At 65.3% G+C, this 14,005-nt stretch carries 12 protein-coding genes; 6 read left to right on the top strand and 6 right to left on the bottom strand.

All coding sequences use genetic code 11. The annotated features are described in order from the left end of the window. Nucleotides 1-1,071 carry a mechanosensitive ion channel family protein gene (locus tag ACOOFO_RS14245; RefSeq protein ID WP_420427412.1) on the bottom strand — a complete coding sequence of 357 codons (1,071 nt, stop codon included), beginning with the start codon at nt 1,069-1,071 and terminating at the stop codon, nt 1-3. A 209-nt stretch (nt 1,072-1,280) separates the two neighbouring features. Between ACOOFO_RS14245 and ACOOFO_RS14250 the strand changes: the two genes are divergently transcribed. Both ACOOFO_RS14250 and ACOOFO_RS14255 read left to right on the top strand, forming a co-directional pair. Next, nucleotides 1,281-2,885, top strand: coding sequence for a serine hydrolase domain-containing protein (locus ACOOFO_RS14250; RefSeq protein WP_420427413.1), 1,605 nt, complete (start codon nt 1,281-1,283; stop codon nt 2,883-2,885). 93 nt (nt 2,886-2,978) lie between these two features. Next, nucleotides 2,979-3,143, top strand: coding sequence for a hypothetical protein (locus ACOOFO_RS14255; RefSeq protein ID WP_420427414.1), 165 nt, complete (start codon nt 2,979-2,981; stop codon nt 3,141-3,143). A gap of 72 nt (nt 3,144-3,215) precedes the next feature. On the opposite strand, the gene ACOOFO_RS14260 is transcribed toward ACOOFO_RS14255, so the two are convergent. Further along, on the bottom strand, nt 3,216-4,232 hold the full coding sequence (locus ACOOFO_RS14260; protein WP_420427415.1) for an alcohol dehydrogenase: 1,017 nt from the start codon (nt 4,230-4,232) through the stop codon (nt 3,216-3,218). A 68-nt stretch (nt 4,233-4,300) separates the two neighbouring features. Here ACOOFO_RS14260 and ACOOFO_RS14265 point away from each other — a divergent pair, with 68 nt between their 5' ends. Beyond that, nucleotides 4,301-4,696, top strand: a complete 396-nt coding sequence (locus ACOOFO_RS14265) for a VOC family protein (RefSeq protein WP_420429792.1) — start codon at nt 4,301-4,303, stop codon at nt 4,694-4,696. Here ACOOFO_RS14265 and ACOOFO_RS14270 read toward each other — a convergent pair. Both ACOOFO_RS14270 and ACOOFO_RS14275 read right to left on the bottom strand, forming a co-directional pair. Further along, complete coding sequence (locus ACOOFO_RS14270) at nt 4,690-5,841, bottom strand: epoxide hydrolase family protein (RefSeq protein WP_420427416.1); 1,152 nt, start codon at nt 5,839-5,841, stop codon at nt 4,690-4,692. The two genes, ACOOFO_RS14265 and ACOOFO_RS14270, sit on opposite strands and share 7 nt — an antisense overlap. Before the next feature lie 103 nt (nt 5,842-5,944). Continuing rightward, nucleotides 5,945-8,455, bottom strand: coding sequence for a putative bifunctional diguanylate cyclase/phosphodiesterase (locus ACOOFO_RS14275; protein ID WP_420427417.1), 2,511 nt, complete (start codon nt 8,453-8,455; stop codon nt 5,945-5,947). A gap of 314 nt (nt 8,456-8,769) precedes the next feature. On the opposite strand from ACOOFO_RS14275, the gene ACOOFO_RS14280 reads away from it, so the two are divergent. After that, a complete protein-coding gene (locus ACOOFO_RS14280) occupies nt 8,770-10,296 on the top strand; it encodes an alkaline phosphatase PhoX (protein ID WP_420427418.1) in 1,527 nt (508 codons plus the stop codon). Nucleotides 10,297-10,322: 26 nt separating this feature from the next. Here the strand turns inward: ACOOFO_RS14280 and ACOOFO_RS14285 are convergent, their stop codons facing one another. Beyond that, entirely contained in the window at nt 10,323-10,754 is a 432-nt protein-coding gene (locus ACOOFO_RS14285; protein ID WP_420427419.1) for a secondary thiamine-phosphate synthase enzyme YjbQ, read from the bottom strand. 146 nt (nt 10,755-10,900) lie between these two features. Between ACOOFO_RS14285 and ACOOFO_RS14290 the strand changes: the two genes are divergently transcribed. After that, the gene (locus ACOOFO_RS14290) at nt 10,901-11,587 is read left to right on the top strand and encodes a transglutaminase-like domain-containing protein (RefSeq protein ID WP_420427420.1); all 687 of its coding nucleotides are present in this window, start codon (nt 10,901-10,903) and stop codon (nt 11,585-11,587) included. A 100-nt stretch (nt 11,588-11,687) separates the two neighbouring features. After that, a complete protein-coding gene (locus ACOOFO_RS14295; RefSeq protein WP_420427421.1) occupies nt 11,688-12,230 on the top strand; it encodes a DUF427 domain-containing protein in 543 nt (180 codons plus the stop codon). A gap of 9 nt (nt 12,231-12,239) precedes the next feature. Here ACOOFO_RS14295 and ACOOFO_RS14300 read toward each other — a convergent pair whose 3' ends face one another. Further along, nucleotides 12,240-13,865, bottom strand: coding sequence for an aspartate:alanine exchanger family transporter (locus ACOOFO_RS14300; RefSeq protein WP_420427422.1), 1,626 nt, complete (start codon nt 13,863-13,865; stop codon nt 12,240-12,242). Nucleotides 13,866-14,005 lie beyond the last annotated feature (140 nt).

Genomic DNA, 14,005 nt, shown 5'->3' on the forward strand with positions numbered 1-14,005 from the left:
TCAGGGTTTCTCCGACGCCGAGGTGCCTGCAACCAGCTCGCCGCGCATCCGAGGCAGGTGCTCGGGATAGTGCTGCTGCAGGAAGGCGATGAGCCCCTCGCGGATTTCGCAGCGCAAGTCCCAGAGGGTGGTGGAGTCACTGGCACTCATCAGGAAGCGCACCTGCTGGCCCCATTCGCCCGCGTCCACGGCCTGCACGCTTTCGGTGACCTGGTCCCAGCGACTGGACGCGCGGAGCAGGCGCGCAAATTCATCGCGCAGGGGCTGCATCGGCGTCTTGTAATCGACCCACAGGGCGACCGCTCCGATCAGTTCAGTGGAGTGGCGCGACCAGTTCTGGAAAGGGTTGTCGATGAACCATTGCAGCGGCACCACCAGTCGGCGCAGATCCCAGACACGCAGCACCACATAGGTCACGGTGACCTCTTCCACCCAGCACCATTCATCCTGCACGCGCAGCACGTCGCCAATGCGGAAAGGCTGGGTGAGTGCGATCTGCATGCCCGCCAGCAGATTGCTCAGCACCGGCCGCGCCGCAAAGCCAAGGATGATGCCGCCGACACCGGCCGAGGCGAGCAGGCTGGCGCCGATCTGCTGCACCGGGCGAATTGTCATCAGCGCCGCGCCCACCCCGATGATGATGAGGAGAATGTTCAGCCCGCGCACCAGCACCCGCGTCTGCGTTTCCACCTTGCGTGCATAGCGCCAATCGCGTCGCATGACCGGATTCGAGACCACGATGACCTCGCCGATGGCGGAGGAGCAGCGCACCGCGGCCCAGGTGATCGACAGGATGAGCAGCAGCAGCGTCAGTCGCCGCAGGAAGCCCAACCCCGGCAGCTCCTCTGGGGCCGTTGCCAGGCCGATATGCAGCACCAGCAGCGCGAGGGCGACGCCGAGGGCGCGCGCGGCGGCATCCAGAAAGATGCGGGTGGGCGCCTCTGGCTGGGTCAGTCGACGCGCGATGGCAAGCCCGATGCGATAGACCACATGCGCCACCACCACGGCGCTCAGCGCCAGCATCCCCGGCCACATCCAGACCGACAAGGTCTCGGTCAATGCGTGCTCCATGCCCTCTCCTATGCACCTGCCTCGCCCGAGCCTTGGCAGTGCCATGTGGTGCCGAATGTCACGCGCAGGCTCGCACAAAGTCGGTCAGCGCGTGCCTGTCTGCCACCCATATCCTGCATTTTTACGACTTCCGAAGGGGGCGGCGGAGCGCCAGAATCCCGCTGCAATCAGAGCAGGGCATCCAAGCCCGCCACATTGGAGGAGTTTCCATGCAAGGGATTCGCAGACCCCTGGCGCTTGCCTGCGCCGTATTCGCTTTCTGGCCATCGTCGGCCGGTGCCGCCGAAGTCGATGCACCGCCGGAGCACGTGCTGGGTATCATAGAGGCTGCCGTCGAGAGCCTGACCCGCGGTGCGGTGGAAAGCGACGATGGCACCGCCCCCGAAGCCGATGGCCCCATCACCGCTCTGCCACCGGTGCAGGATCTGCTTGCCGGACGTATGGATGTCTGGCTCAACCCGCTGTACTGGTCCACCTGGGTACAGGAGTCCCTGCTGCACGGCAACGTCCAGATCCCCTCCCCCACGGACGCGGTACGTCCCGAGATCTGGACCGCGAATGTCGATGTCGCCAATGACGCCGCCACGGTGACCCCGATGCGTTTCGCATTGCAGGACACCGCCGGCATCACCTACCAGTGGCGCGATCAGACCAAGACCGTGGCCGACTTTGTGGCCACCACCGAAACCGACACGGTGGTCTTCGTGCACAACGGCGCGCTGGTCGACGAGATCTACAACAACGGCTATCAGGAATACACGCGCCAGCAGCCGTGGTCGGTCACCAAGACCTTCATCGCCGCCGTGGTCGGCATTGCCGACGGCGAAGGACGCATCGGCTCGCTGCAGGACCCGATTGAAGACTACATCCCCGAACTGGCCGGTACCCCGTGGGAAGGGGTTTCCATCGAGGACATCCTGCAGATGGAGTCGGGCGTGCACTGGGACGAGGACACGCCCGTCCTGGCGATGAATACGCAGGTACAGCAGTGGGTGCAGGTCCTGCTCGACTACTACACCTATGGCGCAGCCGGGCAGACCCGCAACGAGTTCATCAAGGCGCTGCCGGCCGCCTATGAAGCCGGTACCGAATTCCGCTACAACAGCGGCAACACCCAGGTGTTGGCCTGGATGCTGAGCAAGATCTACGAGAAGCCCTTCAACGAGATCATTTCGGAGAAGCTCTGGATTCCGATGGGCGCCTACGGCGACGCACGCATGATCGCCGACCGCGAAGGCGCCACCATCGCCTCGCAGGGGTTGTATGCACGCGCCCATGACTTCGCCCGCTTCGGCGAACTGATGCGCCGCGGCGGCGTCAATGCCCGCGGCGAGCAAGTCGTGCCGGCGGCGTGGATTGATCGCATGACGCGCATGACCAAGGTCTCGGAAGGCCGCTACGGCTACCAGACCTGGAACAGCGATGTCTCTCCAGGCGCCTACAAGGCAAGCGGTTTCCAGGGCCAGAAGATCACCGTGGTGCCCGAACACTGCCTGACCGCGGTGCGGCTGTCGCACTCCTTCGGCCTGCAGTATCGCGACGGCGAGATCAGCGACCCCGACGCCTATGGTTTCGGCACCAATTTCAGCGCCGATGAGTGGGTGGCCATGGTCAAGGCCGTGGCGGACACGCTGGGCGGCTGTGACGGCACATCTCCGTCCCGCTCGGCCACCACGCTGGAGTCCGGTGGCGGCAGCGGCTCGGCGGTGGCCGCCGGCGGCATTTCGTCCGGATCGGGGGCTTTCGCGCCGCTGGCATGGTTGCTGCTCGCCCTCTTCGGGCTTGCACTGCGCACCTTCCGCCTGCGGCGGTAGCGATGGGCTCCGGGTGCGGATGACACCGCGCCCGGTTGTCCTGGCAGGCATTTACCCGCATGGTAGGGGTTCATCCATTGCACGGAGGTCCGGATGAGCAAGAAGGACCCGCACAAGGACGACAAGACGCAGGATCCTGCGCACGAGCAGGAGATCATCGACGAAGCGTTGGATGAAACCTTCCCCGCCAGTGATCCCCCTGCGACGACGACCACCACCGAAGATCTGGATCGGGAAAAGGAAAAGCGCAAGAAATAACCACTTCCTCGATCCAAAAGGGGCGCCGCATGGTTGCGGCGCCCCTTTTTTGATCAAAGGCCTGATCGGCGCTCAGGTCATGGTGAGCACGACGCGAAAGCGCGCCTCGTTGGCCATCATGCGGGCATAGGCCTGCGCCGCCTCTTCCAGCGGATAAGTCTCAACCTGGGCGCGAATGGCCTTCAGGCCCGAAAAGCGCATGGTGTCCTCGGAATCGACCGGCGCACCGCTGGGGTGGCCCGAAATACTGCGCCGACCCGGAAGCAGCTGTAACGGGGAAACCTCAATGGGCTTGGGGTCAGCACCCACCACGATCAGCTTGCCGTTGACGCCAAGCCCCTCGACGATGGCGCTCATCAGCTTGGCGCTGGGAGCCGTCGCCAGAATCACGCGCGCTCCGCCTATGGCCTGCAGCGCGGCGCAGGGATCCTGGGCCTCGGTGTCGATATAGGTGGCTGCGCCCAGCTCCAGCGCCAGTGCCTTCTTGTCTGATCCCCGTGACAGCGCGACCGTGTGAAAGCCCATGCGCGCGGCGTACTGGATGGCCAGATGGCCGAGACCGCCGACGCCCTGGATGGCGACCACGTCACCGGCGCGGGCACCGCTGTTGCGCAGCGCGTTGAAGGTGGTCACGCCGGCGCAGAGCAATGGCGCGGCTTCAACCGCGGACAGGGCATCCGGAATGGCCGCCAGTGCTTCCACCGGGGCGATCATGTAGTCGGCGTAGCCGCCGTCGAAGGCGATGCCTGAGACGCGCTGGTAGGCGCAGGTGACGTAGTCCCCCTGCTTGCACGATGCGCAGCTGCCGCAATGCCAGCCGTGCCAGCCCACGCCCACGCGGCGGCCGATCTCCCAGCGCTCCACCCCGTCACCGACGGCGTCGATGGTGCCGGCGACCTCATGCCCCGGCACGCGCGGGTACTGGATGCCCGGAAAGGCGCCTTCCTTGGTGAACATGTCGGAGTGGCAGATGCCGCAGGCCTCGACCCGCACGCGAACCTCGCCGCGTCCCGGCTCGGGAATCTCGCGTTCCACCAGTTCAAAATCGCCCCCGGCTTCAGGGACCTGCATCGCTCGCATGGTTGCCATGAATGGCTCCTTTTTGGCGCTTGCTGGTCACGGCCCGTACCCCGCTGGGGCGAGGGCCGCGTTCGGATATGCTGCGCGCATTGTCACGCAGCGGAGTGGGGATGCGCATCGAACGGGTAAGTGCTGTCACGCTGTTCGTCAGTGACATGCGCCGCTCCTGCGCCTTCTATCAGGCCCTGGGCTTTGCGCTGAAATTCGGCGGACGGGACGCCATCTTCACCAGTTTTCACGCGGGAGAAGGCTTTCTGAATCTGGCCAAGACCAAGTCGCACACCACCGGCTGGGGCCGCGCCATCTTTCATGTCGAGGACGTCGATGCCCTCTACGCGCTCAGCCTCGAGCGCGGGCTGAAGCCGGACTTCGCCCCCAGCGATGCGCCCTGGGGGGAGCGGTATTTCCATATCAAGGACCCGGACGGACACGCACTGTCCTTTGCCACGCCGCTCCCAGGCGGGCCCTACTGAGCGCGGCGCATGCCGCGCAGACCTTCGCGGACCTCGCGCACGAAGATCTCGGGCTGTTCGAAGGCAGCGAAATGGCCGCCGCGCTCGGTTTCGTTGAAATAGCGCAGATCCTGGTAGCGCCGCTGCGCCCAGCGCCGCGATGGCCGGAACAGCTCACCGGGAAAGATGGAGAGCGCGGTGGGCGCCGTCACAGCGTCGCGATCAAAGGCCATGAAGCTCTCCCAATACAGCCGCGCCGACGAGGCCGCCGCGGCGGGCAACCAATAGAGCATGACGTTGTCGAGCAGCTCGTCGCGACTCAGCACCGCCTCCGGACCGCGTCCGCCGTGGTCGACCCAGGTCCAGAACTTTTCCAGGATCCAGGCCGCCTGCCCCACCGGTGAGTCGGTCAATCCATAGGCCAGCGTCTGCGGCCGGGTGGCCTGCTGCTTGCCGTAGGCGGATTCGTATTTGCGGTAGTGATCCATGGTGGCGAGCGCCGCTTGCTCGCCGGCGGTGAGCTCGGTCAGGTCCTCTTTGCCGGGGGGTGCGATGGCCATGTTCAGGTGGATGCCCGCGCAGTGCTCGGTGTCCAGCTTGGACAGGGCCGTGGTCACCATCGAGCCCCAGTCACCGCCCTGGGCAAGGTACCGACGGTGGCCAAGACGCGCCATCAAGGCGCCCCAGGCGCGGGCGATGCGCTCTACGCCCCAGCCGGTCTCGCGCGGCTTGTCGCTGAAGCCGTAACCGGGCAGGCTCGGGCAGATGACCTCGAAGGCATCATCCGGATCACCGCCATGTGCGCGAGGGTCGGTCAACGGGCCCAATACCTTGTGGAACTCCACGATCGATCCTGGCCAGCCGTGGGTCATCAGCAACGGGGTGGCCTTGGCCTCGGGCGACCGCACATGCAGGAAGTGGATGCGCAGGCCATCCACCTCGGTGCGGTACTGCGGCCACTTGTTGAGCCGTGCTTCGCGCGCACGCCAGTCGTAGCCGTTGCGCCAGTAGTCGCAGATCGCGCGCATCCAGACCTGTTGCACACCCTGGGCGCCATCTGCCACCAGCTCGGCGTCGGGCCAGCGGGTACGGTGCAGGCGCTCGCTGAGATCCGCCAGCGCAGCGTCGCTGGCGTGAATGGAGAAAGATTCGATTGCGGAAGACATCGCCGACTCCAGTGATGAGGACAGGCCCCACCCCGGGGCTTGCGCAGTCTGCCAGCATTGATCCGACGCGCCCACGCAAGCGGCGCGGTGCGCATGAGGGCCTCTAGACCGCGAGCTTCTGCGCCGTATCCACCAGCACCGGTCGCGTTGGACGTACCGGCCGCAGGCTGAAGTCGCCCAGCGCGGTGGCGGCGCCGATACCGAAGCCCTGGGCATATCCGCAGCCCAGCATCTGTAGACGCCGGCGCACCGCGTCGGTCTCGACGAATTCGGCCACCGTACCCTTGCCCATGGAATGAGCGACTTCGATGATGCAGCGCGTGATGGATTCGTGCACCGAGTCGCGGTCGAGGTCGTGCACGAAGGCGCCGTCGATCTTGACGAAGTCCACCGGCAGCGCGTTGAGATAGGCGAAGGACGAACTGCCGATGCCGAAATCGTCGAGCGCGAAGCGGCAGCCGAATTCGCTCAGTGTCTTCATGAAGGCGGTGGCGGCGTTGATGTTCGAGATGGCCATGGTTTCGGTGATCTCGAAGCACAAGCGGTCCGCAGGGAAGCGCGAACGACGGATCAAGGCCGTCACGCACTCGATATAGCGTGGATCACTGACGGCCGCACCGCTGACGTTGACGTTGAGCTGATCGATGCGATCGGCGGAATCGACGTTGTCGTTGAGCCATTGCATCAGGGTGGTGACCACCCAGGTATCGAGCTCGATGACCTTGCCATAGCGCTCCGCTGCGGACAGGAAGGTGCCCGGCATGGCCACACTGCCGTCGCGCTCGCGCAGCCGCAGCAGGACTTCGAAATGACGCGGTGGCGTTCCGGATGCGTGGTGCACCGGCACGATGGGCTGCCAGACGAGGAAGAAGCGATTCTCGTCATGCGCATCCTGCAGCCGGCTAAGCCAGTTCATCTCCTCGTGATGACGGACTGTGCCCGCGTCTTCCGGCCGTGCCAGATGCAGCTGGTTGCGCCCGGCTTCCTTGGCGGCATAGCAGGCATAGTCAGCCACACTGAGCAGGCGAGCGCCCTCGTACTCTCCGGGCATGAAGGGGACAATGCCGATACTGATGCTCAGATTGAAACTGCGTTCGCCCCAGTGGAAACGGAAGGCGGCGATTTCGCTGCGGATCTTTTCGGCGATGGCCTCCGCCTTGGTCGGCGGGCAGTGCTGCAGCAGCACGCCAAATTCGTCTCCGCCGAGGCGGGCCAGCGTATCGCCACTGCGCAGGCAGCCGCGGATCAGCGCCGCCAGCTCGGTCAGCATGGCGTCTCCCGCCATATGGCCGCAGCTGTCGTTGACCACCTTGAACTGGTCGAGATCCAGATAAAGCAGCATGGCCGGCACGCGCTCGGCTTCGGGGTCTTCGGCCAGATCCTTGACGATACGCTCGAATTCGTAGCGGTTCAGCAGCCCGGTAAGCAGGTCGTGGCGTGCACGGAAGGAGAGCTCGCGTGCCATGCGCCGTGACTCGGTGACGTCATGCGCAATGGCCACGTAATTGAGAATGTCACCGCTGAAGTTGCGCACCGCGGTGACGTGCAGCTGCAGGATGACCGTGTGCCCATCGGAGCGCCGGTAGCTACGCTCGCCGTGCATCGTGTCGGAACCGTCGGACCACTCCGGGGGCGCAGGCCTGTCCGAAGCGGCATGGAAGCCATGCGCGAGCAGATCCGCCTCATGACAGCCGACCAGCTCGTCACGGCTGTAGCCCAGCATGCGACACAGGCTGTCGTTGACGTCGGTCCATCGACCGTCGAGCCCGATATGGACAATGCCCACCGGTGCCACTTCGAAGGTCTTGCGAAAGCGCTCTTCGGCTTCGAAAGTGCGCGCCATGAAAATGCGGGCCGTGACACGACGCACGATGTAGGCTCCTAGCGCGAGTAGCAGCACCGACGACACCAGCAGAATGATGGCCAGCACCAGCTTGGTCAGCCGCGCGGCCTCACCGAGACGCGCGGAAAAGGCCACCTCCAGCGGAAGCACCGCCAGATCGATCCGATCCAGCTCAGCCAGCATCCGGTCAAAGGCAGCGGAAGCCACGGGCCCATCGAGGCGCGCGCTGCGCACCGCGCGCCCAAGCCGCTCGAGAGCGACGATATGCTCGTCCGCCTCATGCCAGATGCGAATGGCGTCGGCAACGTGGTATTGCCAACCGAACCAGCGAAAGAGCATCGCCATCAGCGCCGCATCGTCGGGATGGGAGCCGGCACTGACCATGTAGTTGACCGCGGCCTGTGGCTGATAGTCCGCGCTTTCCATTTCCAGGCGCGCCTTGCGCAGCGCCAATGGAACGGTCAGTCCCTGGGTGTAGCGCGCCCACGCCTCGTCACTGCCGGTGCGCAGATAGCGTTCAAGCTGATGCACGGCCTCCTTGCGCCCCTTCGACCATTCGCTCTCGGCTGCGGAGTAGCCACGAATACCCTGACTCATGGCGAGCGCGGCGTACATCAGTGCCAACAGTGCAAAGACGATGAGGAGCTGCGCAATGAAGGCATTCAGCGGCCGGCTGGGCGAAAGTGCCCCGCGCGCGCGACTGCGAAAACTGCCGGTGGAGGTCCACGCGCCGCCAAGATTTGGGTGATCTGCACTGCTGGGTGCGGCCATAGCTTGAAGGCGACGACGCGGGCTCATAGTGGGAGGATGGACGCGCGCACGCGCGGTGTCTCGTCATTCTTGACGGCAATCGAAGCGATGTCGACCGCTGCACGGCCTCTGGCCGACCAGCGCCCCTGGACAGCCGCCGGATGGTGCTGCTGACCTCTCGGAGGGGACAGCGCAAGCGCGGCAGTGGCCGATGCAGATGCCCTGAGGAGGACTGGACAGCAACGCGACGTCACGGAACGGTCATCGTGTGTCGACGCATCGATTCCTATACTTTCGCCCTTGCCCACACCACGCCCAGAGTGGATAGTCGACGCATGAAGACCCCACATCAGCACCCTCTTCTGAACACCATCGAGCAGCGCGGTCTTCCGCGCCGCCGATTCCTCCGCCACCTGCTGTTTGCAGCCGGCAGCGTCCCGACGGCCAGCTGGTTGGCTGCCTGCGGTTCGGGTTCCTCGACACCTGGCGCCGGTGCCGGCTCACCGCGCGATCCCCGCTTCAACAGCCGCTTTGCCACCATGGGGCCGCTGCAGGCTCCGGATGCCAATGGCGTCCAGCTCCCAGAAGGCTTCAGTTCGCGCGTCATCGCCGTGGTCAATCAACCGCCGATTCCCTCGCAGCCTGACTTTCTCTGGCACTCGGATCCTGACGGCGCGGGCATGTTCCGCACCGAGGATGGCGGCTGGATCTACTGCTCGAATTCCGAGGCACGCGACGCAACCACGCTGTTTGCGGCCACGCCCGACGCCCCGCTGCTGTCCGAACTGACCTCGCGCGATGCGCTGGAGGCCGTCACCACCGGTCTTGGCGCCATCACGGGTCTGCTTCCCCTCGACGCCGTGCCCCTGGTACTGCCCTTCTCCGGCGGTGTCAGTGCGCTGCGCTTCGACAAGGATGGCAATCTGGTCGACGCCTATCCGGTACAGCGCAACACCACCACCAACTGCTCTGGTGGCGCGACACCCTGGGGCACCTGGATCAACGGCGAAGAGATTCTCGACGGCTTCATGTTCGAGTGCAGCCCGCTGCGCGACGGCGGAACGCCACGCCGTCTGGAGCGCTTCGGCCGCAAGGCGCACGAAATGGCTGCGGTCGACGCCGATGCGAGGGCGATCTACCACACCGAAGACATCACCGGCGAGGATCGCTTCTATCGTACGGTCTTCTCCGCTGCGGACTGGCCCGCGGGGAAGCGCCCGGACTTCAGCAAGGGCAAGCTGCAGGTGCTCGCCGTGGACGCCGGCATCGATGCCGCGCGCCAGGGGCCAGTGCCGATTCGCTGGGTGGATGCGATTGACGACGGCACCCCGCAGCACCGCGTCTATCAGGAAGAAACCACCGTCTTCGCGGGCAACGAGGGTGTCTGGTTCCTGAAGGGTTTTGTGTTCTTCTCCACCAAGAGCGACGACAACATCTGGGCCATCGACACCATCGGCGGCACGATCGAGAGCATCTACAACCCCGATGATGGCCCGGTCGGCTCCTTCGAAGATCCCGACGAGCCGCCGATGGCCGGCGTCGATAATCTGGCGATGACGCTGGACGGCGAAATGATCGTCGTCGAGGACGGCGGCGATCTGCGCGCCATGGTGCTGCTGCCGGATGGACGCACCATCCCGCTGCTGCGCCTGCCCGGCGACCCGGATGCGCCCTCGCCTTCGGAGGTCACCGGCCCCGCCTTCTCACCCGACGGGCGCCGCCTCTACGTCTGCAGCCAGCGCGCGCTTCCCGACGGCACGCCCACGCCCTTCGGTCTGGGCGGTGTGGTCTACGAGATCACGATGCCCTTCTCAGTACGGGTCGATCCGCCATTGGCGCAGCCCCTGCCCGCCGACGCCTGAGCCCTGCAGAACCAGGGGTCGGCGCCTCAGGCGCCGGCCTCCTCACCCCACAGGGTGGCGATCAGCCGTCGCTCACCGCCGTGATTGCGGTGCTCGCCCAGATAGATGCCCTGCCAGGTGCCCAGGGCCAGGGCACCGCTGCGGATCGGGATCGTCAGCGCACAGCCGAACAGGCTGCTCTTGATGTGGGCGGGCATGTCCTCGCTGCCTTCGTCGACGTGCTGGAAATAGGGCGCGCACTCCGGCACCGCCTGCCGACACCAGCGCTCGAAATCACCGCGCACGGTGGGGTCGGCGTTCTCATTGATGGTCAACGACGCCGAGGTATGCTGCAGAAAGAGGTGCAGCAACCCGACCTCCACCGTGGTCAGCTCCGACAACGCGGAGCGAATTTCGTCAGTGATCAGATGAAAGCCGCGTGCGCGCGCACGCAGCCGCAGTTCCTTCTGTTTCCACATCGTTCGGTGGCCTCTCAAGCGGATGGCGGCGGTGTTCCCCCAGTGTGTGCAGCCCGGGAAGGCACGGCAAGCACCGAAACCCATGCGCGCCGGCAGCGGCCAGGGCGCGCTAGCATGGCATTCCTCGAAATCAACACCCTCCCGCCATGTCCGCCACCCTGTCTGTCCCGCCCGAAGCCCTGCGTGCAACCTACTATCTGGACGCGGAACACCCCGATGTTGCGGCTTTCGCTGCGCGCCATGCAGGCACGGAGGCCTCTGACCGGGCGCGCGCAGTGGCGCTGTACTTTGCGGTGCGCGACGGATTGCGCTACGACCCCTACGGCATTCGCCTGGCTCCCGAAGCCATGCGCGCCAGCACGGTACTGGCCAGCGGGCGCGGCTTCTGCGTCACCAAGGCTGTGGTCTATGCAGCCGTGTTGCGCGCGGTAGGCATCGGCGCGCGCATCGGTTTTGCCGACGTGCGCAATCACATCAGCTCTCCTCGTCTGCGCGAAGCCATGGGCACCGATCTCTTCCGCTATCACGGCTACACCGAGGTCTGGTTGGATGGCCGATGGATCAAGGCGACCCCGGCCTTCAATCGCAGCCTCTGCGAAAAGGCCGGCACGCATCCGCTGGACTTCGATGGGCACAGTGACTCCATCTTCCACGCCTTGGACACCCAGGGGCGGCAGCACATGGAGTACGTGGCCGATCACGGCCCGCGCTGGAACCTGCCCTACGAGGAGGTCATGGAGGCCTATCGCCGCGCCTATCCGCGCATGATGGGCGTCGGTGACAGCGCTCTGGATGGCGATTTCTCAGCCGAAGTCGCCGCCGCGCAGGGCTGAGCGCTGAGCAAGCAGCGGCGAACTGCGATGCCGCTTGGGCAAAGCCCCCGCCTGGGCTGTGTCGACGCATGATGCACGCCTCCCCGCCAGGAATTCGCCCATGAGCAATGACGAAGCCCGCCGCTATGGCTGGGTCTACGACGGCAGTCAGAGGCCGCCTTTCGCCGAGACACCTGGCCCTGGCCAGGAGTCGATCTGGGATTACCCGCGCCCTCCCGCATTGGTGGCGGATAGCCGCCGGGTACGGGTCTTTCTTGGCGAGCAGCTGGTAGCCGAAACGCGACAGGCCTACCGCCTGCTGGAAACCGCTGGCGCGCCGACCTTCTACCTTCCGCCGGAGGCGGTGGACCTAAGCCTGCTGCACCCAGCGCCCGCGCGCAGTCATTGCGAATGGAAGGGTCAGGCCCAGTACTGGGATGTACGCAGCGGGTCGCAGCAGGCCGACCATGCTGCCTGGGCCTATCCCAAGCCCCACGCCCGCTACGCCGCCATCGCCGGCTATATCGCTTTCTACCTCGGAGACCTGCTCGGCTACGTCGACGACGAGCAGGCCCGTCCGCAGCCGGGCGGCTTCTACGGCGGCTGGGTGACGCGCGATGTGGTCGGTCCCTTCAAGGGCGAGGCCGGCACACAGGGCTGGTGAGCCGCCGCCCTAGGTACCCGCGCCCAGGGTTGCCAGGGCCAGGTGCATGCCCTGGACCAGCGCGATGACCAGAATCAAGGCCACCGGATACACCGACGAATAGGCCACCACCGGCCGGTCCGAGGCATCCACGCTGCGGATGATGTCGAGCCCGGGCGTGAAGGTCATGCCGCCGCAGATCACGCCAAAGCATTCGCTGACCGGGATGCGCAGCAGATAGTGGCCGACCAGGAAGCTGCCCGCCATGGGCACCACCGCGAACAGCAGGGCGTACACCGCGTAGTAGAGCGCCTGGGCGTCCAGCGACTCGACGAAACTCTGGCCGGTATCCAGCCCGACCTGGACGAAGAACAGAGCCAGACCCAGCTCCTTGAGCACCAGCGTTGCATTGCGCGGGAAGCGCCCGATCAGATTGCCGATGCGGCCCATATGGCCGAAGAGCAGACCGGCGATCAGCGCTCCGCCGGCAATGCCCAGCGAGAAGGGCCCCAGTGCCGGGATGGGCACGACGATCCCCCCGATGAAGAAGGCCAGAAACAGCACCGCCGCCAACGAACCGATATCGACGCGACGCTGCACGGTGTGATGCTCGTGGCCCAGGAACTGCTCCACCTGATCCAGCTGGTAGGGCGAGCCCACTGCTACAGCCACATCGCCATAGGCCAGGGTCAGGTCTTCGGTCGGCACGAACTCCACCCCGGAACGCACGATGCGCGTCAACGAGGCATTGAAGCGCAGGCGCAGACCCAGATCGCGCAGCGAGCGATTCACGACTGAGGTGTTCTCGACCACGATGGAACGGGTATCGAGCTCGGCATGGGCATCGAAGGCTTCCTGCACCTCCTCGCCGAGCAGGGCGCCGGCGGCTGCCACATCCTCCGGTAGCCCTTCCAGACGCAGGATGTCACCCTCGAGCAGCGCCGTGTTGCCGCTGGCAGGGATCACCGAAAGGTCGCGCAAAATGCCCGACACCACCACGTCGTGTTCCTGGAAGATGCCGATATTGCGGATCAGCTGCCCCTCGAGCGAGGCATTGGTCAGCTTGAAGACCGCCGCGTGCAGCCGGCTGCGCTGCCGCTGCTCGGCTTCCATGCGCCCCTTCAGCACGCGCACGGCAATCGAGATGAAAAGAATCACCCCGATCAGGCCAAAGGGGTAGCCTACGCCGTAACCGAAGATGACCTCTTCTTCCGGGCTGAACTGCAGGGCACTGATCAGCGCCGGGCTGGAGGTGAAGGCGCCGGCGAAGAGCCCCAAGCCCAGGCCGACCGGGATCCCCGAAAGGGCAATGATCACGACCGTGTTGACGCCCGAGATGCCCAGCAGGATGAGCACATTGCCGATGAAGCGCTTGCCGTATTGCTTGAAGGCGCGGAAGAAGCTCGGCCCCGCCTCCAGCCCCACGCACAACAGAAACAGGACGATGCCGAGGTCCTGCAGGATGGTGACCGGCTCGAATTGATACAGATAGCCTGCGGCCATGGCCACGATCAGCACCCCGCTGGATCCGAAGCCGATGCCCTTCACGGTCAGATTGCCGAAGGCGATCCCCAACAGTGCGATGAGGAAGGTGATGACCAGCTCGGAATGCCGGTAGTAGATTTCGATCGGAATGAGTGCTTCGGCTTCGTTCATGCCTTCCCTAGCGACGGTGCGGTCGACGCAGACCGTGAGCCTAGCAGGCCGTATCGACAACCGTGCGTACACGACCAGCGGTAAGCGTCCCTTCCATGGAAACCCCTTTTGCAATGATTCCAATAGACAGCAGGCTCGCG

The sequence above is a fragment of the Algiphilus sp. genome (genome assembly GCF_965216485.1).
Taxonomy (GTDB): domain Bacteria; phylum Pseudomonadota; class Gammaproteobacteria; order Nevskiales; family Nevskiaceae; genus Algiphilus.

What these genes read in the sequence shown, in the direction of transcription:
- ACOOFO_RS14290 (WP_420427420.1), top strand. Translation starts at nt 10,901, where the DNA reads ATGTCCGCCACCCTGTCTGTCCCGCCCGAAGCCCTGCGTGCAACCTAC.
- ACOOFO_RS14265 (WP_420429792.1), top strand. Translation starts at nt 4,301, where the DNA reads ATGCTGCGCGCATTGTCACGCAGCGGAGTGGGGATGCGCATCGAACGG.
- ACOOFO_RS14250 (WP_420427413.1), top strand. Translation starts at nt 1,281, where the DNA reads ATGCAAGGGATTCGCAGACCCCTGGCGCTTGCCTGCGCCGTATTCGCT.
- ACOOFO_RS14280 (WP_420427418.1), top strand. Translation starts at nt 8,770, where the DNA reads ATGAAGACCCCACATCAGCACCCTCTTCTGAACACCATCGAGCAGCGC.
- ACOOFO_RS14260 (WP_420427415.1), bottom strand. Translation starts at nt 4,232, where the DNA reads ATGGCAACCATGCGAGCGATGCAGGTCCCTGAAGCCGGGGGCGATTTT.
- ACOOFO_RS14270 (WP_420427416.1), bottom strand. Translation starts at nt 5,841, where the DNA reads ATGTCTTCCGCAATCGAATCTTTCTCCATTCACGCCAGCGACGCTGCG.
- ACOOFO_RS14255 (WP_420427414.1), top strand. Translation starts at nt 2,979, where the DNA reads ATGAGCAAGAAGGACCCGCACAAGGACGACAAGACGCAGGATCCTGCG.
- ACOOFO_RS14285 (WP_420427419.1), bottom strand. Translation starts at nt 10,754, where the DNA reads ATGTGGAAACAGAAGGAACTGCGGCTGCGTGCGCGCGCACGCGGCTTT.
- ACOOFO_RS14300 (WP_420427422.1), bottom strand. Translation starts at nt 13,865, where the DNA reads ATGAACGAAGCCGAAGCACTCATTCCGATCGAAATCTACTACCGGCAT.
- ACOOFO_RS14245 (WP_420427412.1), bottom strand. Translation starts at nt 1,071, where the DNA reads ATGGAGCACGCATTGACCGAGACCTTGTCGGTCTGGATGTGGCCGGGG.
- ACOOFO_RS14275 (WP_420427417.1), bottom strand. Translation starts at nt 8,455, where the DNA reads ATGGCCGCACCCAGCAGTGCAGATCACCCAAATCTTGGCGGCGCGTGG.
- ACOOFO_RS14295 (WP_420427421.1), top strand. Translation starts at nt 11,688, where the DNA reads ATGAGCAATGACGAAGCCCGCCGCTATGGCTGGGTCTACGACGGCAGT.